At 70.5% G+C, this 24367-nt stretch carries 24 protein-coding genes; 12 read left to right on the plus strand and 12 right to left on the minus strand.

Annotated features, from left to right (window positions below; all coding sequences use genetic code 11):
• Positions 1-22: 22 nt before the first annotated feature.
• Genes WFG93_RS04580 through WFG93_RS04590 form a run of 3 tightly spaced genes read right to left on the minus strand, consistent with a single transcriptional unit; the run spans position 23 to position 2897 of the window.
• Positions 23-631 carry an ankyrin repeat domain-containing protein gene (locus WFG93_RS04580; RefSeq protein ID WP_336645151.1) on the minus strand — a complete coding sequence of 203 codons (609 nt, stop codon included), beginning with the start codon at positions 629-631 and terminating at the stop codon, positions 23-25.
• Positions 628-1923 (minus strand): purine-cytosine permease family protein, encoded by a 1296-nt coding sequence (locus WFG93_RS04585; protein ID WP_336645152.1) that lies wholly within the window; start codon positions 1921-1923, stop codon positions 628-630. Before WFG93_RS04585 ends, WFG93_RS04580 begins: the two co-directional genes overlap by 4 nt.
• Positions 1920-2897 (minus strand): DUF2877 domain-containing protein, encoded by a 978-nt coding sequence (locus tag WFG93_RS04590; RefSeq protein ID WP_336645153.1) that lies wholly within the window; start codon positions 2895-2897, stop codon positions 1920-1922. The genes WFG93_RS04585 and WFG93_RS04590 overlap by 4 nt, the downstream gene beginning before the upstream one ends.
• 142 nt (positions 2898-3039) lie before the next feature.
• On the opposite strand from WFG93_RS04590, the gene WFG93_RS04595 reads away from it, so the two are divergent.
• The 3 genes from WFG93_RS04595 to WFG93_RS04605 are packed head-to-tail and all read left to right on the plus strand — an operon-like array spanning position 3040 to position 5917.
• Positions 3040-3993, plus strand: coding sequence for a carbamate kinase (locus WFG93_RS04595; protein ID WP_336645154.1), 954 nt, complete (start codon positions 3040-3042; stop codon positions 3991-3993).
• 35 nt (positions 3994-4028) lie between these two features.
• Positions 4029-4700 (plus strand): GntR family transcriptional regulator, encoded by a 672-nt coding sequence (locus tag WFG93_RS04600; protein WP_336645155.1) that lies wholly within the window; start codon positions 4029-4031, stop codon positions 4698-4700.
• On the plus strand, positions 4697-5917 hold the full coding sequence (locus WFG93_RS04605) for a pyridoxal phosphate-dependent aminotransferase (protein ID WP_336645156.1): 1221 nt from the start codon (positions 4697-4699) through the stop codon (positions 5915-5917). Before WFG93_RS04600 ends, WFG93_RS04605 begins: the two co-directional genes overlap by 4 nt.
• On the opposite strand, the gene WFG93_RS04610 is transcribed toward WFG93_RS04605, so the two are convergent.
• Both WFG93_RS04610 and WFG93_RS04615 read right to left on the minus strand, forming a co-directional pair.
• A complete protein-coding gene (locus tag WFG93_RS04610; RefSeq protein WP_336645157.1) occupies positions 5841-7082 on the minus strand; it encodes an AAA family ATPase in 1242 nt (413 codons plus the stop codon). The two genes, WFG93_RS04605 and WFG93_RS04610, sit on opposite strands and share 77 nt — an antisense overlap.
• Positions 7079-7693 (minus strand): hypothetical protein, encoded by a 615-nt coding sequence (locus WFG93_RS04615; protein ID WP_336645158.1) that lies wholly within the window; start codon positions 7691-7693, stop codon positions 7079-7081. Before WFG93_RS04615 ends, WFG93_RS04610 begins: the two co-directional genes overlap by 4 nt.
• Before the next feature lie 97 nt (positions 7694-7790).
• On the opposite strand from WFG93_RS04615, the gene WFG93_RS04620 reads away from it, so the two are divergent.
• Entirely contained in the window at positions 7791-8069 is a 279-nt protein-coding gene (locus WFG93_RS04620) for a helix-turn-helix domain-containing protein (RefSeq protein ID WP_336645159.1), read from the plus strand.
• Positions 8070-8094: 25 nt separating this feature from the next.
• On the opposite strand, the gene WFG93_RS04625 is transcribed toward WFG93_RS04620, so the two are convergent.
• On the minus strand, positions 8095-8688 hold the full coding sequence (locus WFG93_RS04625; RefSeq protein ID WP_336645160.1) for a hypothetical protein: 594 nt from the start codon (positions 8686-8688) through the stop codon (positions 8095-8097).
• Positions 8689-8826: 138 nt separating this feature from the next.
• On the opposite strand from WFG93_RS04625, the gene WFG93_RS04630 reads away from it, so the two are divergent.
• A complete protein-coding gene (locus WFG93_RS04630; protein ID WP_336645161.1) occupies positions 8827-9219 on the plus strand; it encodes an Rv3235 family protein in 393 nt (130 codons plus the stop codon).
• Between the two features lie 52 nt (positions 9220-9271).
• The gene (locus WFG93_RS04635; RefSeq protein ID WP_336645162.1) at positions 9272-10750 is read left to right on the plus strand and encodes a sensor histidine kinase; all 1479 of its coding nucleotides are present in this window, start codon (positions 9272-9274) and stop codon (positions 10748-10750) included.
• A gap of 21 nt (positions 10751-10771) precedes the next feature.
• Here WFG93_RS04635 and WFG93_RS04640 read toward each other — a convergent pair whose 3' ends face one another.
• Positions 10772-11020, minus strand: a complete 249-nt coding sequence (locus tag WFG93_RS04640) for a WhiB family transcriptional regulator (RefSeq protein WP_071641453.1) — start codon at positions 11018-11020, stop codon at positions 10772-10774.
• A gap of 207 nt (positions 11021-11227) precedes the next feature.
• Here WFG93_RS04640 and WFG93_RS04645 point away from each other — a divergent pair, with 207 nt between their 5' ends.
• The gene (locus WFG93_RS04645; protein WP_336645163.1) at positions 11228-11647 is read left to right on the plus strand and encodes a hypothetical protein; all 420 of its coding nucleotides are present in this window, start codon (positions 11228-11230) and stop codon (positions 11645-11647) included.
• 1 nt (position 11648) lies between these two features.
• Here WFG93_RS04645 and bcp read toward each other — a convergent pair whose 3' ends face one another.
• From bcp to aroA, 3 genes are read right to left on the minus strand one after another with little or no spacing between them, the layout of a single operon-like run.
• On the minus strand, positions 11649-12122 hold the full coding sequence (gene bcp / locus WFG93_RS04650; RefSeq protein WP_336645164.1) for a thioredoxin-dependent thiol peroxidase: 474 nt from the start codon (positions 12120-12122) through the stop codon (positions 11649-11651).
• Positions 12123-12131: 9 nt separating this feature from the next.
• Positions 12132-13175 carry a ribosome small subunit-dependent GTPase A gene (gene rsgA, locus WFG93_RS04655; protein WP_336645165.1) on the minus strand — a complete coding sequence of 348 codons (1044 nt, stop codon included), beginning with the start codon at positions 13173-13175 and terminating at the stop codon, positions 12132-12134.
• The gene (gene aroA, locus WFG93_RS04660) at positions 13172-14497 is read right to left on the minus strand and encodes a 3-phosphoshikimate 1-carboxyvinyltransferase (RefSeq protein WP_336645166.1); all 1326 of its coding nucleotides are present in this window, start codon (positions 14495-14497) and stop codon (positions 13172-13174) included. Before aroA ends, rsgA begins: the two co-directional genes overlap by 4 nt.
• A 148-nt stretch (positions 14498-14645) precedes the next feature.
• Here aroA and WFG93_RS04665 point away from each other — a divergent pair, with 148 nt between their 5' ends.
• The 3 genes from WFG93_RS04665 to WFG93_RS04675 all read left to right on the plus strand — a co-directional run bounded on the left by WFG93_RS04665 (position 14646) and on the right by WFG93_RS04675 (position 16839).
• A complete protein-coding gene (locus tag WFG93_RS04665; protein WP_336645694.1) occupies positions 14646-15239 on the plus strand; it encodes a sigma-70 family RNA polymerase sigma factor in 594 nt (197 codons plus the stop codon).
• Positions 15236-15478: a zf-HC2 domain-containing protein gene (locus WFG93_RS04670; RefSeq protein ID WP_336645167.1), complete on the plus strand. Its 243-nt coding sequence runs from the start codon at positions 15236-15238 to the stop codon at positions 15476-15478. Before WFG93_RS04665 ends, WFG93_RS04670 begins: the two co-directional genes overlap by 4 nt.
• A gap of 68 nt (positions 15479-15546) precedes the next feature.
• A complete protein-coding gene (locus WFG93_RS04675) occupies positions 15547-16839 on the plus strand; it encodes a GNAT family N-acetyltransferase (protein ID WP_336645168.1) in 1293 nt (430 codons plus the stop codon).
• Between the two features lie 105 nt (positions 16840-16944).
• On the opposite strand, the gene WFG93_RS04680 is transcribed toward WFG93_RS04675, so the two are convergent.
• Positions 16945-20607, minus strand: coding sequence for a multifunctional oxoglutarate decarboxylase/oxoglutarate dehydrogenase thiamine pyrophosphate-binding subunit/dihydrolipoyllysine-residue succinyltransferase subunit (locus WFG93_RS04680; protein ID WP_336645169.1), 3663 nt, complete (start codon positions 20605-20607; stop codon positions 16945-16947).
• Positions 20608-20872: 265 nt separating this feature from the next.
• Between WFG93_RS04680 and WFG93_RS04685 the strand changes: the two genes are divergently transcribed.
• Both WFG93_RS04685 and WFG93_RS04690 read left to right on the plus strand, forming a co-directional pair.
• Positions 20873-22189, plus strand: a complete 1317-nt coding sequence (locus tag WFG93_RS04685) for a hemolysin family protein (protein ID WP_336645170.1) — start codon at positions 20873-20875, stop codon at positions 22187-22189.
• Positions 22186-23247, plus strand: a complete 1062-nt coding sequence (locus tag WFG93_RS04690; protein WP_336645171.1) for a hemolysin family protein — start codon at positions 22186-22188, stop codon at positions 23245-23247. Before WFG93_RS04685 ends, WFG93_RS04690 begins: the two co-directional genes overlap by 4 nt.
• A 37-nt stretch (positions 23248-23284) precedes the next feature.
• Here the strand turns inward: WFG93_RS04690 and WFG93_RS04695 are convergent, their stop codons facing one another.
• The gene (locus tag WFG93_RS04695; protein WP_336645172.1) at positions 23285-24352 is read right to left on the minus strand and encodes an NADH:flavin oxidoreductase/NADH oxidase; all 1068 of its coding nucleotides are present in this window, start codon (positions 24350-24352) and stop codon (positions 23285-23287) included.
• Between the last annotated feature and the right edge of the window lie 15 nt (positions 24353-24367).

Here is a 24367-nt window from a genome sequence, read left to right on the forward strand (position 1 = left end):
CATCGTCCTTTCCGGGGGAGTTTCAGGCCTGGTGGCTCTCGAGGATCGCCACGATCTCGTCGAAGCCGCGCTGACGGGCGAGCTCGACCGGGGGCACGCCCCACGGGTCGGGCATGCCAGGCTTCGCTCCGTGCGCGAGCAGCAGCTCGACGATCTGCTGACGGACCGGGCCGCCGTCGCCGAGGATGATCGTCTCGATCAGCGCGGTCCAGCCGAGGTTGTTGGTGAGGTTCACGTTGATGCGGGTGTTCTCGAGCAGGTAGCGCACGACCTCGAGGTGACCCTTCTCTGCGGCGGGGGTGAGGCCGTTGCCCCCCATGCGGGTGAGGCGCTTGAGATCCGCCCCGGCCTCGGCCATCGTCTTCACCAGCTCGAGGTCGTCGTTGATGCAGCCGAACAGGAACGGGTTCGAGCACGTCTGGTCCTGGGCGTCGATGTCGACGCCTTCCGCGATGAGCGCGCGCACCACATCGAGATGGCCGCCGCGAGCCGCGCGCAGGATGGCGCTCGCCTCCTCGTGGTCGACGGCGTTCTTGTCGGCGCCGTCGGCGAGGGCGGCGGTCACGCCGTCCAGGTCTCCGGCGGCGGCGCTGTCGAGGTAGCGCTGCTCCACGGTCTGCGTGCTGGTCATCGGGTTGTCTCCTTCGTTGATGAGAGCTGTTCCAGGGCGAGATACGCGAGGCATCCCACGATCAGGCCGACCACGGCGTCCGAGAGCGCCGGGGCGAAGAAATGCGACAGCAGGGCGGCGACCGCGCCGACGGCCCACGCGAGGAGGGCGTTCAAGCGGAACCGCTCGGCGGGGCGGCCGGCGCTGCGACGCGCGAGGATGATCTGATCCGCGATCAGCACGGCACCAAGCGGAGGCACGAGCACCCCCAGCAGCGCGAGCCAGTTCACGAAGTAGTGCCACGCACCGAGCACGGCGACGGCCACGCCGATCACGCCGAGGATGAGCGTCAGCAGCCGCATCCGGGAGCGGGTCAGATGCGACCACCCGAGAGCGCCGTTGTAGAGGCAGTGGGTGCACACCGATCCGAGGTTGATCACGACGAACACGAGCAGGAAGACGTTCAGCAGCGGGTTGCCCGTGCCGGTGAGGATCGGGGCGAAGTTGCCGCCGTTGTCCGCGGGCAGTGCGATCGCTCCCGCGGCGACGAACAGCGCGCCGCTGAGCTGAGCGACGAGGCTGGCGATGGGGAACGCGGTGACCGTGGCCAGCACCGCCTGCCTGCCGGTCCGGGCCCAGCGCGTGAAGTCCGCGGTCATGGTGCCGGAGTCGGCGAAGGTCGCCATGATGGCCGTCACGGCCACTCCGAACGACATCGCCTCCCCGCCCACGCCGGCGTAGTCGAAGACGGCGGCGAAGTCGTGGTTCTGAGAGGCGATGCCGACTGCGATCAGCACGGCGACGATGAACAGCGGCGCCGCGATCGCGCCGAGTACCGACAGAGCGCGGATGCCGAGGTAGGTGACCGCGATGAACACGATGCCGGCGAGGGCGGCGACGAGGGTCTCGTTCCACCCGAATGCCTCACTGAGACTGGCTCCCGTGGCGCCGGTGTTGAACGCGAACCATCCGACGACGACGGTGGAGAGGAAGCCGGAGGCGATCGCGTATCCCGCTGTGCCGAAGGTCTCGATGGCCTGCAGCGAGAAGCTCTTACCGGTGCGCCCCGCGCGCCAGCTGAGCAGGCTCACGTAGACGAACATGATCGCGTTGGCCACGAGGATGGCTCCGACGCCGCGCCAGAATCCGAGCATGGCGACGACCAGGCCGCCGGGGACGGCGTTGGTGAGGATCATCGGGAAGCCGAACCACACCGCGGACACGGTGAAGAGCGACTTGCGGTGGCTCAAGGGCACCGGCTCGTGCTCGAACTCGGCGGAAGCGCTGGCTTCGGTTGCCGTGGTGTCGCTCATGGGTGCTCCTCTGTTCTGCTGTTCGTGCGGAGGGTGGGGGCGGGACCGGTGGGCGCATCGCGCGCCAGCTCCAGACCGAGACGGATGCCGGTCAGGATGTCGTACCCGGAGGTGTGGCCGATGGCGGCGGTGCGGATGATGGCATCGCGCAGGCGAGGTTCGTCGGCGTCGATGAGGGCGAGGAGAAGGTCGTGCATCCGCAGGCGGGCGCGCCCGTCGAGCGCCGCCCGCAGGGTGACGGCGCTGAGCAGGGTGGTGCGTGCCTCAGCTGCAGCGGCGACCGTGCTCAGCGGGTCGAGCAGCGGGCGCAGGGCGAGGCCCGGGTGCGCCGCCACGAACGCCAGTCCGGTCAGCACGTCGTCGCCGGAGGGGGTCAGCCCCTCGCCGAGCCCGATCAGCCGGTCGGCCGAGCGGGCGACGGCATCCGCCGCTTCCGGGGAGGGGGCGTCGAGCAGCTGCCGTGCACTGACGCGCAGGCGGCGAATGCCGGCGGCGAGGGCATCCGCGGCGAGAGCTCCGAACGGGGTCGCGGCTGCGGGGGAGGGGATCGCGCTGAGGATCTCGAGAGTGCGGCGCAGCGCACTCGGGGCCGGCGCCCCTTCCGCAGGCATCAGCCGGCGCGCGGCGTCAGGAGCGAGTCCGATGCGCACCGCTCCGGAGGCGCGCGACAGCGTGATGCCGCCCGGGCTGAGCGCGACGGCGTCGTCGACGCGCGACGCGGTGAGAGCGGGCCAGTCATCGTGCGCGATGCGGACGGTCCACGGAGCGTCGTCGAGGCGCTGGTGGGCCAGCGCGATGAGGTCATCCCCGCAGCGGATGTTGACGACCCAGGTGTGCACCGAGTGCACCGCGGCGATGCGGGGCGCCGAGGCAATGCCGAGCACCGGGGCATCGCTGCCGCCTGAGAGCGTCTCCTCAAGCGCAGCATCCCAGGTGTGCGCGCGAAGCGCGACAGGGGTGGCGACGGGGGTCATCGTCTTCTCTCCGAGGCGTCCGCCGTTGCCGGGTGAGGCGGCGGGGACGCTGTGAATGTCTTCGGTATAGGTATACCATTTGTTCAAATGGAATACCATCCTCGAGTTCGGAGTACGGGTTCGAGTCGACAAGGGAGAAAACATGCGCATCGTGGTGGCACTGGGCGGCAATGCCCTCGCTCGTCGTGGCGAGCCGATGACCGCGGAGTACCTGCGGGCCAACGTCCGCTCCACCTGTGAGGCGCTCGCGTCACTGGCGAGCGAGAACGAGATGGTCATCACGCATGGCAACGGCCCGCAGGTCGGACTGCTCGCTCTGCAGAACCTCGCCTACCAGGACGTGGCCGCCTATCCGCTCGACATCCTCGGGGCCGAGACCCAGGGCATGATCGGGTACGTGGTGCAGCAGGAGCTCTCCAACGCGCTGAACGGATCGCGCGAGGTCGCGGGAGTCATCACCACCACGATCGTCGACGAATCGGACCCCGCCTTCGAGCGCCCCACCAAGCTCATCGGTCCGCAGTACTCCGCGCACGACGCGGCCGAGGCTGCCGCGGAGTACCGCTGGACCATCGCCAAGGACGGCAAGGCCTTCCGCCGCGTCGTGCCCTCGCCCGACCCGTTGTCGATCGTGCAGGCGCCGCTGATCCGCCGGCTGCTGGAGGCCGGCACTCTCGCGGTGTGCGTGGGAGGCGGCGGCGTCCCGGTGCGCGTGGACGCCAAGGGTCGTCACGTGGGTGTGCAGGCGGTCGTCGACAAGGACCTCGCGTCCGCCGCTCTCGCCGCCGACATCGGCGCCGACACCCTCATCCTGCTCACCGACGGCGACTACGTCAGCGAGAATTGGGGCACGCCCGAGCAGCGCGACATCCACACCGCCTCGGCGGATGCGGTCGCCGCGATGAAGTTCGCCGAGGGATCGATGCAGCCCAAGATCGACGCCGCCATCCGCGTCGCGCGCGCCGGCGGTCGCACGCTGATCGGTCCGCTGGATCGTCTGGACGACCTGCTCGCCCGCCGCATCGGCACGGAGATACTGCCGACGCTGAAGGAGGGCATCCGCTGGGTCGAGAAGAAGCCCGCCGCGACGGCCTGATCGCCGAAGCGGCGGGGAGGTGCGAGGATGACGGTGTGAGCAGAGCAGACGACCGGGGGCTGGAGTCCAGCAGGGTCGCCTCGTGGTTGCGCGACGCGATCCTCGACGGCGTCCGCGAGCCCGGCAGCAAGCTGATCGAGCGCGACCTGGCGAGTGAGTTCGGCGTGAGCCGGGTTCCCGTCCGCGACGCGCTGAAGGTGCTGGAGGGGGAGGGGCTGGTCGAGCTGCGACCGCGCACCTGGGCGATCGTGCGCGAGTTCACCACCGCCGACCTCGCCGACCTGGACGAGGTGCGGCAGGTGCTCGAGCCCATGGCCTTTCGCCTCGCCGCCGAGCGGCACCGTCGCGACGGTCTGGAGCGGCTGCAGCTCGCGCTGCAGGAGGAGCAGCAGAGCGCGGCGCACGACGACCGCGTGGTCTCTCGGCGCGCGGCGGCGGACTTCCATGAGATCGTCGTAGAGCTCGCCGACAACCGGCTGCTGGGCGAGATCATGGAGAGCATCCGCAGTCGGCTGCGTTGGTCGCTGGTGCAGCACGACGACCTCGTTCACATCGCCGACGAGCACGTGGAGCTGTTCGACGCCATCCGCGAGCGCGACGGCGAGAGGGCGGCGACGCTCGCGCACGCCCACGTCGACAGCAGCCGGCGCGAGCGTCTCTCGCATGCGGCATCGCTGCGACTGCGCCCCGGTATCCTGGCGGAATGACCCGCGCACTGGACCAGTCGTCGAAGCTGAAGAACGTTCTCTACGAGATCCGCGGCAAGGCACTGATCGAGGCGGCGCGCCTGGAGGCGGAGGGGCATCAGATCCTCCGGCTGAACACCGGCAACCCGGCGACCTTCGGCTTCGAGGCCCCGCACCAGATCGTGCGCGACATGCTCGCCGCACTGCCCACCGCGCACGGCTACAGCGAGAGCAAGGGCGTGATAACCGCCCGCCGGGCGGTCGTGAGCCGTTACGAGGAGATCCCGGACTTCCCGCGCTTCGATCCCGATGACGTCTACCTCGGCAACGGCGTGTCCGAGCTGATCACCATGGTGATGCAGGCGCTGCTCGACGGCGGGGACGAGGTGCTCATCCCCGCCCCGGACTATCCGCTGTGGACCGCGATGACCTCGCTCGCCGGCGGCACGCCCGTGCACTACCTCTGCGACGAGGAGAACGGCTGGCAGCCCGACCTCGACGACATCCGTGCGAAGGTCACGCCGCAGACCAAGGCCATCGTGATCATCAACCCGAACAACCCCACCGGCGCGGTCTACTCCCGTGAGGTGCTCGAAGGTCTGGTGCAGATCGCCCGCGAGAACGACCTGCTCCTGCTCTCCGACGAGATCTACGACCGCATCCTCTTCGACGACGCGCAGCACGTGCCCACCGCGACGCTCGCGCCCGATCTGCTCTGCCTGACGTTCAACGGACTGTCCAAGACCTACCGGGTGGCGGGATACCGTTCGGGCTGGCTGGTCATCACCGGTCCGAAGTCGCATGCGCGCGGTTTCCTGGAGGGCATCACCCTGCTCGCCTCGACGCGGCTGTGCCCGAACGTACCCGCGCAGCATGCAGTGCAGGCCGCGCTCGGCGGGGTGCAGTCGATCGATGCGCTCATCGCGCCGACTGGGCGTCTGCACGAGCAGCGCGACGTCGCCTGGCGCGGTCTGGAGTCGATCCCCGGAGTGAGCTGCGTGCGCCCGGCGGGGGCGCTGTACGCGTTCCCGCGACTGGATCCCGAGGTGCACGAGATCCGCGACGACGAGCGGCTGGTGTACGACCTGCTCGTCTCGGAGAAGATCCTGCTCGTGCAGGGCACCGGGTTCAACTGGCCCACGCCGGACCACCTGCGCGTGGTCACACTGCCCGAGCCGCGCGTGCTGAGCGAAGCCGTCGAGCGGCTCGGGAACTTCCTGTCGAGCTATCGGCAGTGACGTCGCCGCGCACGCCAAGTCCGGCGGCGACGCGCCGCACCGCGCTCACCAGCTGAGAGCGCGGCGCGACGTCGGCCACTGCGCGGGCGTGCAGGGCGGCGGCGTCGACGGCGCGCGGATCGCTGGGCACGAACGCGACGTCGTCGATGGCCGCGAACCGGCTGAGCGTGCGGCGGATCTGGCCCCTGGCGTCGACGCCCAGCGGGCCCGGGCGCACGCGATTGGCGACGACGGTGACCGGCGTCTGGCCGATCAGGTGACGCAGCTCGGCGTATCCGTGCAGGAACCTGCTCACCCCGAGCGGGTCCGCGGCGACAACGGCGATCACGGCATCCGCCTCCAGCAGCGCCGCTGCCGTCGCGCCGTGCCGGACCGGCGCGTCGGGACCGAGCTGGTCGTCGTCCTCGTCGAAGGCGGCCGCCACGTCGACGATCACCTCGTCCTGCCAGTCGCGCGTCACGCTCAACGCGCTGCGCAGGCGGGACGGAGCCAGCTCGGGCCACCGGTTCGGACGGTTCAATCCGGTCAGCACGTCGATCGTGCCGCCCGAGGTCTCGACCGGCAGCGACAGCCGGGCGAGCTCGTCGACGTCGAGGCTGCCCAGCTGCGCGCGCCGGCAGGCCGCCGCCAGGCCGGGGGACTCGTCGCCCAGACCCAGCTGCAGCGCGATCGACGGAGCGACGCTGTCGGCGTCGACCAGGGCGGTGCGCCGGCCCGCCCTGGTCAGCTCCACCGCGAGCTGGATGGCGAGCGTGGTGCGACCGGGTGCGCCCTGCGGCCCCCAGACTGCGAGCAGCCGGGAGGGGCTCATGGGTGCCGGTGCGCGCACGGCCGCGCCGCGGGTGAGGATGTCGACGATGTGCGAAGCCGGAGTGTCGTACGCCAGCGGCGCGGGCAGGCCGAACCGCGCTGCCGTGCGTGAGTCGGTGCGGGAGTCGGCAGCACCCATCGGCACCAGCCGCACTCCGGCACGATCACATGCGCCGACCAGATGAGCGGTGAGGAGTGCGCGGGTGGCCGGGACCAGCAGTGCGTCGACATCGGCGAGCGGAAGCGCGCCCAGCTGCTCGGGCGCGACGATGCGCGCCTGCACGCCCTCCAGCTCGAGGTCCGCGGCCAGCATGGCGCACTCGGCCCCGGTGTCGGCGATCAGCAGCACGGTCACGAGCGCGCCCCCGTCGGCACGAGCGAGATGGCATCGCCGCCGGTGATCGCCGCCAGCACGTCGGCCACATCGGCACGATCGACCACCAGCTCCACCTTCGTCCGCTCCCCGGTCAGCATCCCCTCCTCCTCGGCGACGGCGGCGACGACCGCATCGGCCACGAGGATGCGCGGCTCGTCGAATGCGCGGCCGTCCTCGCGCGGCGGCGCGTGCCACAGCTCGACCACCGTTCCCGGCACCACATCGGCAGGGACCGCCGTGCTGCTGACCACCACGGTCGTGCTGCGCATGTCGTCCGCCGCGCCGACGGCGGACAGCGGCACCAGCTCGCCCTCGACCAGGGTGCGCGTCGCGACGGCGCCCGGCTCGAGGGTCTGCGGTGCCAGGTACGCCTCGGCCGTGGAACCCAGGCCGACCTCGACGACCTGCAGCTCGGCGGCGCTGATGCTCTCACCGGGCAGCACGGTGCGAGTGGCCTGCAGCACCGGGGTGGTGCTCCGCGACGAGGACACCAGCATCCAGACGCCGACGACGGACACGACGACGAGGGCGACGCCGATGAGGAATCGGACATCCCCGAAGAACGGACGGCGACCACGCGCGGGCATCATGCAGACATGGTCACAGATCTGCCGCGACCGCGCGGAAGTTATCCACAGCGGCGGGTCTCGCACGGGTTCCGCACCGGGTGCGGGAGAGAATGTGGTCATGCCGCACGCATCCGGAACGGAGCCGCGCTTCCTCGCGCCCGCGCAGGTCGCCGAGCTGCTCAGCATCGAGGTCGACGAAGTCATCGACCTCGTGCACCAGGGGCGACTGCGCGGCGCGCAGCTCGGCTCGCCGCCGCGCTGGCGCGTCGAGCACGCGAGCATCGCCGAATACCTCGAGGCGCAGTCCGAGGAGGCGCGGCGGATGGCGCTGTGGCGCCAGTCGCACGAAGCAAGCTTCCCCGAGGTGTGGGGGACCAGCCCGCTGCGCCGCGACTGAGCCGCGGCGCCCTTCGGCGCGACCATCAGATCGCCGTCGCCACCTCCTCCACCCGCACCCACGACAGCGCGCCGAACGGGATGCTGCGAAAGGCCCGCACCGCTCGCGCGCGACGCACTTCGTCGACGTCGTGCACGGCGAGGTCGAAATGATCGGCTCCCGCCCGATCGATCGTCCCGTGCTCGGGATCGCCGCAGCGACGCGCCACGGTCACCGGCACACGCCGGCGGGCGAGATCGCGCAGCACGAACCCCAGGGTCATCCGATTCCGCAGGCCCGGCGCGGGAGGCTCCGCGGTGAGGCTCGCCAGCAGCACGCCGTGGTCCACCGAGACCGACTCGATCCCCGACAGCGGGGCGATGCGCAGGCGGGCGTCACCGCCGGCGCGCACGCCGACCCAGTCCGCCCCGACCGCGCGCAGCACCGCGTCCCAGCGCTCACCGCCGGCCAGCTCCAGCACCACCCGCGTCTCGGTCGATGCCATCACGCGCAGCCGCGCGTGCAGGCTCAGCTTCGAGATGCGCAGCCGCTCGGACTCCGCATCCAGCGCGACGCGCTCGGACTCCCACTCCGCCGCGAGCTGGCCTTCGAGATCGTCGAAGAGGTGCTCCCAATTCACGCGATCGACAGTAGGGGAGATCGTCCCCCTGCCGTCGGGGTTATCCACAGATCTTCCCGAGGGCCCTCGAAGCACGACGATCGCTGTGTTATTTTCGGGGGATTCGCTGGAGAATACACCACCCGGGGGGAACGGGTCATGACGACGACGTGGAACGAGTACTTCGCACCGCAGCCCACCTCCGCCGCCGAGCTGCCGGACCCCGTTCCGCTGCTGCGCAGTCTCACCCAGGGGGCGCTGGAAGTGCTCGCCGGGGTTCGCGAGGTCGATCAGCTGGCGCGCTGGTTCAGCGAGGACGCCTTCCGCGCCCTGGTCACCCGTGCGAACCTCTCCGCCCGGGCGCGCAGCGCACGCGGACAGTCCCCGTCCCGACCCAGCTTCCAGATCCTGTCCATCCGGCAGAGCGCGCCGGTCGACAACATCGTCGAGGCGGTCGTGATCGTGGCGGGCCCCGCGCGCACCCGCGCGGTCGCGATCCGTCTCGAGGGTTTCGACAGCCGCTGGCGGGCGAGTTCGCTCGCGATCCTCTGAGCAGCGGTCGCCGCTCGATGAGCCGGCGCGGGCGTCCCAGTAGGCTGATGCCGTGTCAACACTCAGCGATCTCGTCCACGCCCAGGGCCTTCTGACCGACGCCGATGTGGAGTGGCTGCATCGGCTGGCCGGCGACGGGCAGCTGCTTGCCGACCTCGCCTCCGCCGACATGGTGATCTGGATCAAGACCGCCGACGGCTCGTTCGTCGCCGTGACGCATTCGCGCCCGAGCGGCGCGGCGACCCTGTTCTACCGCGACCTCGTCGGCGAGAAGGTGCGACCGCAGTGGCGCACGCAGGTGGTGTCCGCTTTCGAGTCCGGCACGATCGTCGACTCCTCGTCGCCGGATTGGTTCGAGGAGACGCCGACTCGCGTGCGCGCGGTGCCCATCCGCCGCCGCGACGGCCAGGAGGAGGGCGAGATCATCGGCGTGCTCACTCGGCACACCAACCTCGGCGAGGTGCGGATGCCCTCCCGGCAGCAGATCAGCTTCGACGAGTGCGCCAACGACCTGTTCCGGATGATCTCCTCCGGGGAGTTCCCCGACCTGTCCGCCCCGACCGCACCGCGGCGCGGCGCGCCGCGCGCATCCGACGGGCTCATCCGGCTCGATGTCGACGGCATCACCACCTTCGCCAGCCCGAACGCGCTGTCGGCCTTCAACCGGATGGGCTTCGACGATGAGCTCGAGGGCGAGGCGCTCGCCGAGGTGACCACCCGGCTCGTGCCCCCGTCGCGCCAGGTGGACGAGTCACTGCCCGTCGTCGTCACCGGCCGCGCGCCCTGGCGCACCGACATGGAGGCGCGCGGGGTGACGGTGTCGCTGCGCGCCATCCCGCTGAAGGACCACGGCACCCGGATCGGCGCGATCGTGCTGTGCCGCGACGTGTCGGAGCTGCGTCACCAGGAGCAGGAGCTGATCACCAAGGACGCCACGATCCGCGAGATCCACCATCGGGTGAAGAACAACCTGCAGACCGTCGCATCCCTGCTGCGCATCCAGGCGCGGCGTACGCACTCCGATGAGGCGCGCGAGGCGCTGACCCAGGCCATGCGCCGGGTCGAGTCGATCGCCGTGGTGCACGACACGCTCGCAAGCGGGCTGGCGCAGACGGTGGACTTCGACGAGGTCTTCGACCGCGTGCTCAAGCTCGTCGCCGAGGTCGCCGCCGCGCCGAACACCCGCGCGCGCACGCAGCTGGAGGGGCGGTTCGGGGTGCTGCCCAGCGAATACGCCACCCCGCTCGCGTTGGCGCTGACCGAGGTCGTCACGAATGCCGTCGAGCACGGACTGGCCGGTCAGGAGGGCATCGTGCGCATCGAGGCGACCCGCACCGCCGAGCAGCTGCGGGTCACCGTGGCCGATAGCGGACACGGCCTGCCCGAGGGGCGGGTCGGTCAGGGACTGGGCACGCAGATCGTGCGGACCCTGATCCAGGGAGAGTTGAGCGGCAGCATCGAGTGGAAGGGCGCCGAGGGGGAGGGCACCGAGGTGATCATCGAGATCCCCATGCGGTGGATCGACGTCTGAGCCCCCGTCCGGCGGAGCGACTCAGCCGGCGCGACGAGCGCGGGCCGCGCGGCGCTTGAGGGCGCGGCGCTCGTCCTCGGACAGACCGCCCCACACGCCGGAGTCCTGCCCGGACTCCAGGGCGTACTGCAGGCAGATCTCGGTGACGGTGCAGGTGGCGCACACGGCCTTGGCCTTCTCGATCTGATCGACGGCCGGTCCGGTGTTCCCGACGGGGAAGAACAGCTCGGGGTCGACGGTCAGGCAGGCTGCTTTATCGCGCCAGTCCATACAAGGGCTCCTCAGATGTTGATGTTTCGGGGTGGGGGCGTCGCCTTCGCGGCGCACGGGTGCGGGAGCGGATCGGGGGTCAGCTACCCTGGTGATGCAGGCATTTCGCCCGCCCCACTCCGATGTGGGAGCACATGGCCTTGACCATTGTGTTACAGAAACAAACTGAAATCAAGGGTTTTCTGACAGCTCTTGGGAGGAGTCCGCGTGCGTCCGTCCGGTCCCGCCATCGCCGCCGCCATCGTCCTGGCCTTCGAGGCCGTCGCCCTCGCCGCGGTGTGCCTGATGGAGCTGTTCGCCCTCGGCGCGGGTCAGACCTCCTCGACCGTCAGCGGGGTCGCGCTGATCGTGCTCACCCTGCTGGCAGCCGCTGCGCTCGGCGCCTTCGCCTGGGGCACCCTGCGACGGGCGTCGTGGGCGCGATCGGGCGGCATCGTCTTCCAGGTGCTCGGTGTGGCACTGGGCCTGGCCTCGCTGAGCATCGAGCCGAAGGTGTGGCTGTTCACGATCGGAGTCGGCGGCACCGCTCTGGTGGGGCTGATCCTGCTGATCAGGGCCACCGCTCGCGATGGCGCCTCCGACCCGCGCCTGCGCCGCGGTGACGAGGACGACGAGCGCGCGAGCTGACTCAGGCGTCGATGCCGAGGGCCTTGCGCAGGCGCGCGACGTGGCCGGTGGCCTTGACGTTGTACTGCGCGAGCGCGATGGTGCCGTCCTGGTCGATCACGAACGTCGAGCGGATGACGCCCTCGACGACCTTGCCGTAGTTCATCTTCTCGCCCCACGCTCCGTACGCGCTGTGCACGGCGTGATCGGGGTCGCTCAGCAGCGCGAAGGTGAGCCCGTCCCGCTCACGGAATGCGCGCAGCTTCTCGGGTTCGTCACGGGACACGCCCACGACGGTGTATCCGGCGCCCTGCAGCGACGAGATGCTGTCGCGGAAGTCGCACGCCTCGGTCGTGCAGCCCGGCGTCATGGCGGCGGGATAGAAGTACAGGATCACCCGCCGGCCGCGCAGGTCGGCGAGCGAGACGCGCGAGCCGTCCTGATCGAGCAGCGCGAAATCGGGGGCGGGGGCACCGGGTTCCAGGCGTGTGGTCACCCGGCCAGCCTATACGCCGAACGTCGTCAGCAGCCGTTGCAGCGACTCCAGGCGTGCGCGGCCGGTGTTGCCCAGGGTGCCGTTCGCGGCGGCCTCGTTCAGCGCGCAGTCCACGGCATCCGGCAGATGCGTGCAGCCGCGGGGGCAGTCCTCGGCGATCTCCGCCAGCTCGGTGTACGCCGCGAGGATGCTGGACGGGTCGACGTGCCCCAGGCCGAAGGAGCGCACCCCGGGGGTGTCGATCACCCACCCGCTGCCGTCGGCATCGCGGTAGCGCAGCGACACCGTCGAGGAGGAGGTGTGCCGTCCACGTCCGGTGACCTCGTTCACGTGCCCGGTGGCACGGTGCGCGTCGGGGACGAGCGCGTTCACGAGCGTCGACTTGCCGACACCGGAATGTCCGACGAAGACCGTCGCGTGTCCGGTGAGCGCGTGCCCGATCTGCTCGAGCGGCATGTGCCCGCGGGCGCTGGTGAACACGGTCAGATCCAGGCCGTCGAAGTGCGCCAGGAACTCGGCCGGGTCGGCGAGATCGGTCTTGGTCACCACGAGCAGCGGGCGCATCCCCGCGTCCAGCGCCGCGACGAGGTAGCGGTCGACGAGCCGTGTGCGCGGTTCGGGGTCCGCGGCGGCCACGACGATGAGCATCTGATCGGCGTTCGCGACGATGACGCGCTCGACCTGGTCGGTGTCGTCGGCGCTGCGCCGCAGCAGAGAGGTGCGCTCGGCGAGTCCGACGATGCGCGCCAGGGTCCCCTCCCCACCGGAGAGGTCTCCCACCACGCGCGCCTGATCACCCGTGACGATCGCGGTGCGCCGCAGCTCACGCGCGCGCGCCGCCGTGACGGTGCGCTCGTCGGCGGTGCCCTCGCCCAGCAGCACGCTGTAGCGACCGCGGTCGACTCCGAGGACCCGCCCGGTCTCGGCGTCCTCGTGAGCGGGACGCCGTTTCGTGCGCGGCCGGTTGGCCTTCGGATTGGGGCGGGTGCGGATCCGGCTCTCGTCGAACTCGTCGAACGCGTCGACCTCGTCGTCCCCGCCCAGCCAGCTCACGCGATGGGGCCCTTCAGCATGCGCTCCCAGAGCAGGGTGAACTCCGGCAGCGTCTTGGCGGTCGTGCCGATGTCGTCGATGTGCACGCCGGGTACGCGCAGGCCGATCAGGGCTCCCGTGGTCGCCATCCGGTGGTCGTGGTGGGCGGGCCAGTCGCCGGCGTGCAGCGGGCGGGGGTGGATGCGCAGCCCGTCGGCGAGCTCCTCCGCCTCGCCGCCCAGCGCGCGCAGATTTCCCACCAGCGCGGCGATGCGGTCGGTCTCGTGGGTGCGGATGTGACCGACCCCGCGGATTGTGGTCGGCCCGTCGGCGAAAGCTGCGAGGCCCGCGATGGTCGGGGTGAGCTCGCTCGCCGCCGACAGGTCGATGTCCAGAGCGCGGATGCCGTCGCCGGCCCGCACGGTCAGCGCACCGCCGTGCCGGCTGGTGTGCGCGCCCAGAGCGTGCAGGATGTCCGGAAGCAGCGCGCCGGGCTGCGTGGAGTGCAGCGGCCAGCCGGGGATGGTCACCTCGCCGCCGGTGGCCAGGGCCGCGGCGAGGAAGGGCGCGGCGTTGGACAGGTCCGGCTCGATCGCGACATCCTTCGCGCGCGGCACGCCGGCCTCGACCAGCCACTCCCCGACGGCCGGACGTTCGATGCGGATGCCGCGGCGGCTGAGCGACTCGATGGTCATATCGATGTGCGGCAGGCTGGGCAGCCGCTCGCCGGTGTGCACCAGGTGCAGGCCGACGTCGAAGCGCGGGGCGGCCAGCAGCAGCCCGGAGACGAACTGGCTCGATCCGGAGGCGTCGATCTCGACGCGTCCGCCGCGGATGCGGCCATGGCCGCGCACCGTGAACGGCAGCGACCAGGTCCCCTCGTCGTCGACGTCCACACCGAGGTCGCGCAGGCCGGTGATGAGTGCGCCCATCGGGCGGTGCAGCGCGCTCTCATCCGCGGTGAGGTGGATCTCGTCGCGGGCGAGCCCGGCCAGCGGCGCGAGGAAGCGCATCACGGTCCCGGCCTGTCCGCAGTCGATGGTCACCCCGCCGCGCAGCGGTGCGGGGGTGACGACGAGGTCGGGGCCGAATTCGCCATCCGACGGCGCCTCCTCGATGCCCACCCCGAGCAGGCGCAGCGCGTCCACCATGCGCCGTGAGTCGTCGGAGTGCAGGGGGCGGATGAGCCGGCCCGGCCCGTCGGCGATGGCCGCGATCACCAGCTCGCGATTGGTCAGGGACTTCGAGCCGGGGATGCTCACCGCAGCGCGCACGGCGTGCTCGGCGTCCGGCGCGAGGTACGGACCTCGGACGGGTGCGGGGGAATACCGTTCAGTGCTCATCGGTTCTTAGCCTAGTGAAGCCCGCGATGCACGGAGAGGAGGGTGTCGGATGACGACGGCCGCGCTGCGAGAACGCCACGAGAGCGCTCCACACGCCCTCACCTTCGCCGATGATGCGCAGGTGCTCGCCCGCCTAGACTGGCCGGTGATGGACGAGACAGCTTCCAGCGATCCTCGACGCGATTTCGAGGAGCAGGCGATCCCCTTCATGGATCAGCTCTACGCCGCCGCGATGCGCATGACGCGCAACCCGGCCGACGCGGCCGACCTCGTGCAGGAGACGTTCGTGAAGGCGTACGGCGCGTGGTCGAGCTTCACGCAGGGCACCAACCTGAAGGCCTGGCTGTATCGCATCCTCACCAATACGTACATCAACATCTACCGCAAGCGTCAGCGTGAGCCGTTCCAGGGGACCATCGACGAACTCGAGGACTGGCAGCTGGGCGGTGCGGAGTCGACGACGGCTTCGCACAGCCGCTCGGCGGAGGCCGAGGCGATCGACCACATGCCGGCCTCGGTCGTGAAGGACGCGCTGCAGGAGGTGCCCGAGGACTTCCGCCTCGCGGTCTACCTCGCCGATGTCGAGGGGTTCTCGTACCAGGAGATCGCCGACATCATGAAGACCCCCATCGGCACCGTGATGAGCCGTCTGCACCGTGGCAGGCGAATGCTCCGCGAGCTGCTGGCCGACTATGCCGCCGAACGGGGAATCCGGGCGGCCGAACCGAGGAGCAGGTCATGACCGACTGCGGCTGCGAGAAGGCGCGACGCGATCTGGAGGAGTACCTCCGCAACGAGGTGTGCCGCACCGGTCACGCCGAGATCCGCGAGCATCTCGAGAACTGCCAGTCCTGCAAGGACGAGGCGCTGGTGGCGAAGACCCTCACCGAGGTCGTCGCGCGCGCCTGCAAGGAAGCCGCTCCCGAGGAGCTGCGCGACCAGGTGATCGCGCGCCTGCGGGCGGTGCAGGCCACGCACTGAGCGAGCTGCGCGACGCCTGCACGGTGCTCGCGCGATGCCCGCCGCGGCCCCGGCCGTAGGCTGGAGCGATGACCGTCATCACCGATCGTCCTGTTCCCGTCGACCCGCAGTCACAGAGCCGACTGCGTGAGAGAGGTCTCGAGTACCGCCTCATCGACATGGACGATCCCGCCGACGGCGCCGGATTCCTCCGTGCCGACGCGCGCGGGTTCCTCGACGAGAACCCCACGGAGGCGGAGCTGGCGCAGATGCGCGAGACCATGCGCACCCGGCGCAACATCGGCGTGTTCGACCCGGACGCCGGCTCCTGGCCGATCGCGACCGTGAACGGCTGGGTCACCCCGCTCACCGTGCCCGGCGCTGAGCTGCCCATGTGGGCCATCAGCTCGGTGACCGTCGCGGGCACGCACCGTCGGCGCGGCATCGCACGCTGCCTGCTGGAGGGCGAGCTGCGTGCCGCCGCCGCCGCAGGGGTGGCGGTGGCCGGGCTGACGGCATCCGAGGCGACGATCTACTCGCGCTACGGATTCGGCCCGGCGATCCCCGTCGCGCGGCTGACGATCGACACCGTTCGGGCGGGCTGGGCCGGCGGCCCGGTCGCGGGCAGAGTGCTCTACGCCGACAAGCCGACGCTCGCCGCCGATCTCGAGACGCTGCACGAAGCGGCACGCGGTGACCGCTCCGGGCAGATCGCCGGCTGGCGGGGACGATGGACGCGCATGGCGGGCCTCGCCGAGGGCGACAAGCAGGCGGCCGCGGTGCGCGGCATCCGCTATCTCGACGTAGACGGCGCGGTGCGCGGCGCGATGGCCTACACGCTGTCCGAACTGCCCGATCATTTCCGCTCCGAACTGAAGATCCGCATGATGATCGCGACGGACGATGAGGCCCTGCGTGCGCTGTGGCAGTTCGTGCTGCAGCACGACCTCGTCGCCCGCGCCGTCGTCGACCAGCGGCCGGTCGACGACCCGCTGCCGTGGCTGGTCGCCGATCAGCGCGCGGTCACGGTCGAGGTGCACGATCACGGCTGGCTGCGACTGCTCGATGTGCCCGCTTCTCTGACCGCGCGCACGTACCGCGCTGCGCTGGACACGGTGCTGGATGTGCACGACCCGCTCGGGATCGCCGGAGGGCGCTGGCGGGTGCGGGTCGACGACAGCGGGACGTGCCGGGTCAGCGTCTCCGACGCACCTGCGGAGGTCGAGATGAGCATCGTCGAGCTCTCCGCGATCTACGCCGGCGCGGTCCCGGCAGCGCAGCTCGCCGCGGCCGGACGCGTGCGAGGCACGGAAGAGGCGGTGGCGGCGCTTTCGGCGGCGTTCCTCACCGCACCCGCGCCGCTGCTGGGCATCTGGTACTGAGTCGCGCCGGAACGCCGGCCGGAACAGGGCCTGGAACGACGATGCCGCCCCTCGTGAGAGGGGCGGCATCGTCGTCACACGGCGCTGCAGGGCGCGTGCGGGAGATCAGCTCAGGGTCAGCGCCTCCTTGAGCAGGGCGACCTGCTCGGCGGCGTGCACCTTCGACGATCCGGTCGCCGGCGATGCTGCCGCCGGACGCGTCACCGCGCGGAACTGACGATCGCCGGGGACCTCGGCGAACTCCAGGGCGAGGAACGGCCATGCGCCCTGGTTCTCCGGCTCGTCCTGCACCCAGACCAGCTCGGCGTTCGGGTACGAGTCGGTGATCGCCTTGAGCTCGTCGATCGGCGTCGGATACAGCTGCTCGAGCCGCACCAGCGCGATCTGAGGGTCGGGGTTCTTCTCGAGCTCGCTGCGCAGATCCCAGTGGATCTTGCCGGAGTGCACGAGCACCCGCTTGACGGCGCCGCGGTCGAGACCGCGGTCATCGTCGAAGACCGGCTCGAAGCGTCCCTGCGTGAAGTCCTCGACCTCGCTGGTCGCGCCGCGCAGGCGCAGCATGGCCTTCGGCGTGAACACGATCAGCGGCTTGCGGGGCCGGGCGTACGCCTGGCGGCGCAGCAGGTGGAAGTAGGATGCCGGGGTCGACGGCCGCGCCACGATCATGTTCTCCTGCGCGCACAGCTGCAGGAAGCGCTCCATACGCGCGGAGGAGTGGTCGGGTCCCTGGCCCTCGTAGCCGTGCGGCAGCAGCATGACCACGCTGGACTGCTGTCCCCACTTCTGCTCGGCGGCCGAGATGTACTCGTCGATCACCGTCTGCGCGCCGTTGGCGAAGTCGCCGAACTGCGCCTCCCACAGCACCAGGGCGTCGGGGTTCTCCACCGAGTAGCCGTACTCGAACCCGAGTGCCGCGTACTCGCTCAGCAGCGAGTCGTAGACGAAGAAGCGCCCCTGTCCGTCGGAGAGGTTGGCCAGCGGCAGCCACTCCTGACCGTTGCGACGGTCGTGCAGCACGGCGTGGCGCTGCACGAAGGTGCCGCGGCGGGAGTCCTGGCCGGCCAGGCGCGCCGGGGTGCCCTCCACGAGCAGCGAGCCGAACGCGAGCAGCTCGCCGAAGCCCCAGTCGATCCCGCCTTCGCGGCTCATCGTCACGCGCTTGTCCAGCTGCTGCTGCAGCTTCGAGTGCACGGTGAACCCGTCCGGCTTGTTGGCGTGCGCGTCGCCGATGAGGTGGATTACCTCGAGCGGCACGCCGGTGACCTCCGGCGCGCCGACCTGCGCGTCCACCGGGGGCAGGTCGGGTTCGATCGGGCTGGCGCCGGTCTCCGCTGCGTGCGTCTCGGCGAAGGCGACCTCGAGGCGGCTCTGGAAGTCCGCCTTGGCCTGGTCGTACTCCTCCTCGGTGATGTCGCCGCGACCCACGAGGCCGTCGGTGTACAGCTTGCGCACCGAGCGCTTGGCCTGGATGAGATCGGTCATCAGCGGCTGGGTCATCGACGGGTCGTCGCCCTCGTTGTGACCGCGACGGCGGTAGCAGACCAGGTCGATGACGACGTCGCGGTGGAAGCGCTCACGGTACTCGAACGCGAGCTTGGCGACGTGGATCACCGACTCCGGGTCGTCGCCGTTCACGTGGAAGATCGGCGCCTGGATGGTCTTGGCGACATCAGTGGCGTACACCGAGGTGCGCGAGTCGGTCGGCAGGGTGGTGAAGCCCACTTGGTTGTTCACGACGACGTGCACGGTGCCGCCGGTGCGGTACCCGCGCAGCTGCGACATCTGCAGGGTCTCGACCACGACGCCCTGACCGGCGAACGCCGCGTCGCCGTGCACGAGGATGGGCAGCCAGGCGAACGTGCCGATCGGTTTGCGGTCCTGCTTGGCGCGCACGATCCCCTCGAGCACGCCGTCGACGGTCTCCAGGTGCGACGGGTTGGCCGCGAGGTAGACCGGCAGCTCGGCGCCGTCCTCCGCGACGAACGTGCCCTCGGTGCCGAGGTGGTACTTCACGTCACCGGAGCCTCGTTGGTTGCCGGGCGTGAGCGAGCCCTCGAACTCCCGGAACACCTGCCCGTACGTCTTGCCGGCGATGTTGGTGAGCACGTTCAGGCGCCCGCGGTGCGCCATGCCGATCGCCGCGCCGTCCAGGCCCGCGCCTGCCGCGCCCTGCAGAACCTCGTCCAGCAGCGGGATGAGCGACTCGCCGCCCTCGAGCGAGAAGCGCTTCTGGCCGACGAACTTCGTCTGCAGGAAGGTCTCGAACGCCTCCGCCTCGTTGAGCTTGCGCAGCACGCGCAGCTGCTCGTCGTGGCCGGGCTTGACGTACTTGACCTCGATCTTCTCCTGGAACCAGCGGCGCTGCTCGGGGTCCTGGATGTGCATGTACTCGATGCCCAGCGTGCGGCAGTACGAGTCGCGCAGCACCCCGAGGATGTCGCGCAGCTTCATCACGCGCTTGCCGCCGAAGCCACCGGTGACGAACTCGCGGTCCAGATCCCAGAAGGTCAGCCCGTGGCTCTCGATCTCGAGGTCGGGGTGCGAGCGCTGCACGTACTCCAGCGGGTCGATGTCCGCCATCAGGTGCCCGCGCACCCGATACGAGTTGATGAGCTCCTGCACGCGCGCCTGCTTGTCGACCCGCTCGGCGAGGTCGACGGCGATGTCGGCGTTCCAGCGGATGGGCTGGTAGGGGATGCGCAGCGACGCGAAGACGTCGTCGTAGAAGCTGCGCTCGCCGATCAGCAGCTCGTGCACCTTCTTCAGGAACTCGCCGGACCCTGCGCCCTGGATCACGCGGTGGTCGTACGTGCTGGTGAGGGTGATGGTCTTGCCGATACCCAGCTCGGTGAGCGTGCGCTGGCTGGAGCCCTGGAACTCGGCCGGGTAGTCCAGCGCACCGGCGCCGATGATGCAGCCCTGGCCCTTCATCAGCCGCGGCACGGAGTGCACGGTGCCGATGCCGCCGGGGTTGGTCAGCGAGACCGTGGTGCCGGCGAAGTCCGCCGCCGTGAGCTTGTTGCTGCGCGCACGGGCGATGAGGTCCTCGTATGCGGTCAGGTACTCGCCGAAGGTCATCGTGTCGGCGCGCTTGATGCTGGGCACCAGGAGGGCGCGTGTGCCGTCGGGCTTGGGCACGTCCACTGCGATGCCGAGGTTCACGTGCGCGGGCGCGACGACCGACGGCTTGCCGTCGACCTCTGCGTAGAACACGTTCTGGCTGGGGAACTCCTTGAGCGTGCGGATCAGCGCCCAGCCGATCAGGTGCGTGAAGCTCACCTTGCCGCCGCGCGTGCGCGACATGTGGTTGTTGATGACGATCCGGTTGTCGATCATCAGCTTCGCCGGGATGGTGCGCACGCTCGTCGCGGTGGGCACCGACAGCGACTGGTCCATGTTCGCGGCGAGGGTCTTCGGCATGCCGCGCAGCGGTGTGACGCGCTCCTCCTCCGCCGGAGCCTCGTCCTTCGCCTCGCGCTTGGGGGCCTGTGCGGGGATGGGTGCCTGCTTGGCGGGCTTTGCCGTGGTCCGCGCGACCGGCTGAGCGCCGATCACCGGGATGGGAGCCGTGACCGGGTGCGCGGGAGTGGACAGCTGCGCGTCGGCGCTCTGCGCCGCGGCATCCGGGGTGTACTTCTCGAGGATCGGCCACCACTCCTTGTCGACCGAGTCGCGGTCCTTCTGGTACTGCTCATAGAGCTCGTCCACGAGCCACGAGTTGGCTCCGAACCCCCCGTCGCCGCCCACGCCGGTCACCTGGTTCGACACGCTCTATCGCCCTCTTTCATCGCTGAAGCTGTTCCGCGACTCGCCGCCGATTCCCGCGCCGGGCCGCACTTGCGTAACAGTCATCCAGCCTAACGCCAAACGGTTTCCGAAAAGCCTGAGCGCGCCGCCGTTTCGCGCCGTTCGCCGCGACCCGCCGCCCGGGCACAGCGCCGTTCTGTATGATCGTGCGCACCATGGACGACCCTCCTTCTTGCAGTACCTCGCCCCACTGCCCGCCTCTCGAAGAAGTCGAGGGGATCAGCTGATGGAATTCGTGCTGCTGGGCGTGGGGCTGCTGCTCATCGTCGGGACCGGCCTGTTCGTCGCCAGTGAGTTCGCGCTGGTCAATCTCGACCGCGCCGAGCTGGAGGCGCGGCAGGCGCGCGGCGAGTCCCGCCTCGGACTGACGATCCGGGCCCTGAGGATCACCTCCACCCACCTGTCGTCGGCGCAGCTGGGCATCACCCTGACGACCCTGCTCACCGGGTACACCATGGAGCCGGCGATCTCGAAGCTGCTCGGTCCCGCCCTCGAGGTGTGGGGGGTGCCGGATGCCGCCGCGACGCCGATCTCGGTCACCGTCGCGATGCTGATCGCCACGATCCTGTCGATGATCCTCGGCGAACTGGTGCCGAAGAACTTCGCCCTCGCGCTTCCGCGTGCCACTGCGAAGATCGTCATCCCGTTCCAGACCGCGTTCACGGCGGTGTTCAAACCCGCCGTGCTGCTGCTCAACGGCAGCGCGAACGCGGTGCTGCGCGGCATGGGCGTCGAGCCGAAGGAGGAGCTCTCCGGTTCCCGCAGCGCGGAGGAGCTCTCGTCGCTGGTGCGCCGATCGGCCAGTCAGGGCGTGCTCGAGAAGGACACGGCGACGCTGCTGGATCGCAGTCTCACCTTCGCGCGACTCACCGCGGACGACATCATGACCCCGCGCCCCAGCATGCACGCGATCGCGGTGGGCGATTCCGCGGACGACGTCATCCAGCTCGCCCGCCGCACCGGGCACAGTCGCTTCCCGGTCTACGACGACGACCTCGACGACATCACCGGCGTGGTGCACGTCAAGGCGGCCGTCTCGGTGCCGCGTGAGAAGCGCGCCGACGTGCCCGTCGGCGCGCTGAGCACCGAGCCGCTGCGCATTCCCGGCACGGTGCACCTCGACGTGCTCGTGGCTGAGCTGCGCAGCAAGGGATACCAGCTCGCGGTGGTCGTCGACGAGTACGGTGGAACCGCGGGGATCGTCACCCTCGAGGACCTGGTCGAGGAGATCGTCGGAGAGGTCTCGGACGAGCACGACCGCTCGCGTGCGGGCATCGTGCGCCGGCTGGGCTCCACGACCTTCCCCGGCGAGCTGCGCCCGGACGAGCTGCTCGCGCGCACCGGCATCGAGGTGCCCGCCGGCGACGTGTACGACACGATCGGCGGCTTCATGATGAGCCGGCTCGAGCGGGTGCCCGCGATCGACGACGAGGTGCGCATCGACAGCGGCGTGCTGCGGGTCGTGCGCATGGACGGTCGCCGCGTCGACCGCATCCGCTACACGGCCGACCCGGTCGAGGACGCGGCGGAGGAGGAGCGATGAGCGACTGGGCGGGACTGGTCTGGTTGGTGGTGCTGCTCGTCGCCAACGCGTTCTTCGTCGGCGCGGAATTCGCCGTGATCTCCGCACGCCGCTCGCAGGTCGAGCCGCTGGCCGAGCGCGGTTCTCGTGCGGCGCGCACGGCGCTGTACGCGATGGAGCACGCCACGCTCATGCTCGCGACCTCGCAGCTGGGCATCACGATCTGCTCGCTGCTGATCCTGAACGTCTCCGAACCGGCGATCCACCACCTGCTCGAGGTGCCCATGCACGCCCTCGGCTGGGATCCGACGGTGATCGGGGTGAGCGCGTTCGTCATCACGCTCGCGCTGGTGTCGTTCCTGCACGTGGTATTCGGCGAGATGGTGCCGAAGAACCTCGCGTTCTCCGTTCCCGATCGTGCAGTCCTGCTGCTCGCGCCGCCGCTGGTATGGGTGTCGCGGGTGTTCCGGCACGTCATCTGGGCCCTCAACGGGATCGCGAACGCCGTCCTGCGCCTGTTCCGGGTCGAGCCCAAGAACGAAGCGGCGTCGACGTTCACCCTGGAGGAGGTCGCGACGATCGTGGACCGCTCGCGCCGGGAGGGCGTGCTGACGGATTCGTCCGGCGCGGTCGCGGCGGCGGTGGAGTTCACCGACAAGAAGGCCAGGGACATCGCGGTGCCTCTCGCCGATCTCGTGACGCTGCCGGACACCGCGACTCCCGATGATGTGGAGAAGGCGGTGGCCCGGTACGGCTTCTCGCGCTACGTCATCGTGGACGACGAGGGCGCGCCGATCGGGTACGTGCACCTGAAGGACGTGCTGCGTGCCTCGGAGGGACCGGAGCCCGACGAGAAGGTCTCGCTGCCGCTGCCGGCCAAGCGCATCCATCACATGCTGCCCGTGCAGGATGTCACCGACCTCGAGGACGCGCTCGCCGCCATGCGCCGAGCGGGGCGTCACCTCGCTCGGGTGCGCGATGACACCGGCCGCACCACCGCCGTGCTGTTCCTCGAGGACATCCTCGAGGAACTCGTCGGCGAGGTGCAGGACGCCACTCGGCGCGGGTACGGCCGCTGATCCGCGCGCTCAGCACGGAGCGCGCGGCACCGCGGTGTCAGCGCCAGAGCGCGCGGCGGTACTGCGGCGGCCAGGGCACCTCGTCGCCCAGTTCATGCGCCGCGCGCAGGCCGAAGTGCGGGTCGCGCAGCCATTCCCGACCGGCGAAGACCGCGTCGGCGGCGCCGGAGGCGAGCACCTGCTCGGCCTGCTCGCCCGAGGTGATCAGCCCGACAGCAGCAGTGGGCACCTCTCCGGCGGCGCGCACGGTCTGCGCGAAAGGAACCTGGTAGCCCGGCCGGTAGTCGATGTGCGCGCCGGCGACGATGCCGCCGCTGGACACATCCACGAGATCCGCGCCGGCATCCATCGCCCACCTGCCCACCCGAGCGGCCTCGTCGGGGGTGAAGCCGCCGTCGGCGTAGTCCGTGGCCGAGAGGCGGACGAACACCGGCATCACGTCGCCGGCGGCCTCGCGCACGGCCCGAACCGCACGCAGCAGCAGGCGTGCGCGGTTCTCGAGCGAGCCGCCGTACTCGTCGTCGCGCACGTTCGCCAGTGGCGAGAGGAACTCGTGCAGCAGGTAGCCGTGGGCGCCGTGCACCTCGAGCGCGTCGAATCCGGCATCCACCGCTCGCTGCGCCGCCGCGGCGAATGCGGCGACGACGTCGTCGATGCCCTGGGCGTCCAGCGCGGTCGGCTGCGCATAGCCGTCGAACGCGAGCGCCGACGGGGCGACGGTCGGCCATCCGCCCTCCTCCGCCGGCACGCTGCCGCGCCCGTCGGCCCACGGCCACCACGTCGACGCCATCCGTCCGGCGTGCGCGAGCTGCACACCGAGCAGACCGCCGTTCTCGTGCACGTCGTCGACGATGCCCGACCAGGCGTCGCGCTGCTCGTCCGACCACAGTCCGGTGTCGCGCGGCGAGATGCGCCCCTCCGGCACGACGGCGGTCGCCTCCGCCATGATCAGGCCCGCCCCGCCGGACGCGAACTGCGCGAGGTGGGTGTGGTGCCAGCGCTGCGGGATGCCGTCCACGGCGCTGTACATGCACATGGGCGACACCCACAGGCGGTTGCGGAAGGTTCGGGTGCGGAGGGTCAGAGGGGAGAAGAGCTGGCTCACACCTCGACGCTACCG

Origin of the sequence: Microbacterium sp. USHLN186 (assembly GCF_037145155.1) — a bacterium.
Taxonomy (GTDB): domain Bacteria; phylum Actinomycetota; class Actinomycetes; order Actinomycetales; family Microbacteriaceae; genus Microbacterium.

Coding starts and splice junctions, on each gene's coding strand:
- WFG93_RS04580 (WP_336645151.1), bottom strand. CDS start 631: ATGACCAGCACGCAGACCGTGGAGCAGCGCTACCTCGACAGCGCCGCC.
- WFG93_RS04585 (WP_336645152.1), bottom strand. CDS start 1,923: ATGAGCGACACCACGGCAACCGAAGCCAGCGCTTCCGCCGAGTTCGAG.
- WFG93_RS04590 (WP_336645153.1), bottom strand. CDS start 2,897: ATGACCCCCGTCGCCACCCCTGTCGCGCTTCGCGCGCACACCTGGGAT.
- WFG93_RS04595 (WP_336645154.1), top strand. CDS start 3,040: ATGCGCATCGTGGTGGCACTGGGCGGCAATGCCCTCGCTCGTCGTGGC.
- WFG93_RS04605 (WP_336645156.1), top strand. CDS start 4,697: ATGACCCGCGCACTGGACCAGTCGTCGAAGCTGAAGAACGTTCTCTAC.
- WFG93_RS04615 (WP_336645158.1), bottom strand. CDS start 7,693: ATGATGCCCGCGCGTGGTCGCCGTCCGTTCTTCGGGGATGTCCGATTC.
- WFG93_RS04620 (WP_336645159.1), top strand. CDS start 7,791: ATGCCGCACGCATCCGGAACGGAGCCGCGCTTCCTCGCGCCCGCGCAG.
- WFG93_RS04630 (WP_336645161.1), top strand. CDS start 8,827: ATGACGACGACGTGGAACGAGTACTTCGCACCGCAGCCCACCTCCGCC.
- WFG93_RS04640 (WP_071641453.1), bottom strand. CDS start 11,020: ATGGACTGGCGCGATAAAGCAGCCTGCCTGACCGTCGACCCCGAGCTG.
- aroA (WP_336645166.1), bottom strand. CDS start 14,497: ATGAGCACTGAACGGTATTCCCCCGCACCCGTCCGAGGTCCGTACCTC.
- WFG93_RS04665 (WP_336645694.1), top strand. CDS start 14,646: ATGGACGAGACAGCTTCCAGCGATCCTCGACGCGATTTCGAGGAGCAG.
- WFG93_RS04670 (WP_336645167.1), top strand. CDS start 15,236: ATGACCGACTGCGGCTGCGAGAAGGCGCGACGCGATCTGGAGGAGTAC.
- WFG93_RS04675 (WP_336645168.1), top strand. CDS start 15,547: ATGACCGTCATCACCGATCGTCCTGTTCCCGTCGACCCGCAGTCACAG.
- WFG93_RS04685 (WP_336645170.1), top strand. CDS start 20,873: ATGGAATTCGTGCTGCTGGGCGTGGGGCTGCTGCTCATCGTCGGGACC.
- WFG93_RS04690 (WP_336645171.1), top strand. CDS start 22,186: ATGAGCGACTGGGCGGGACTGGTCTGGTTGGTGGTGCTGCTCGTCGCC.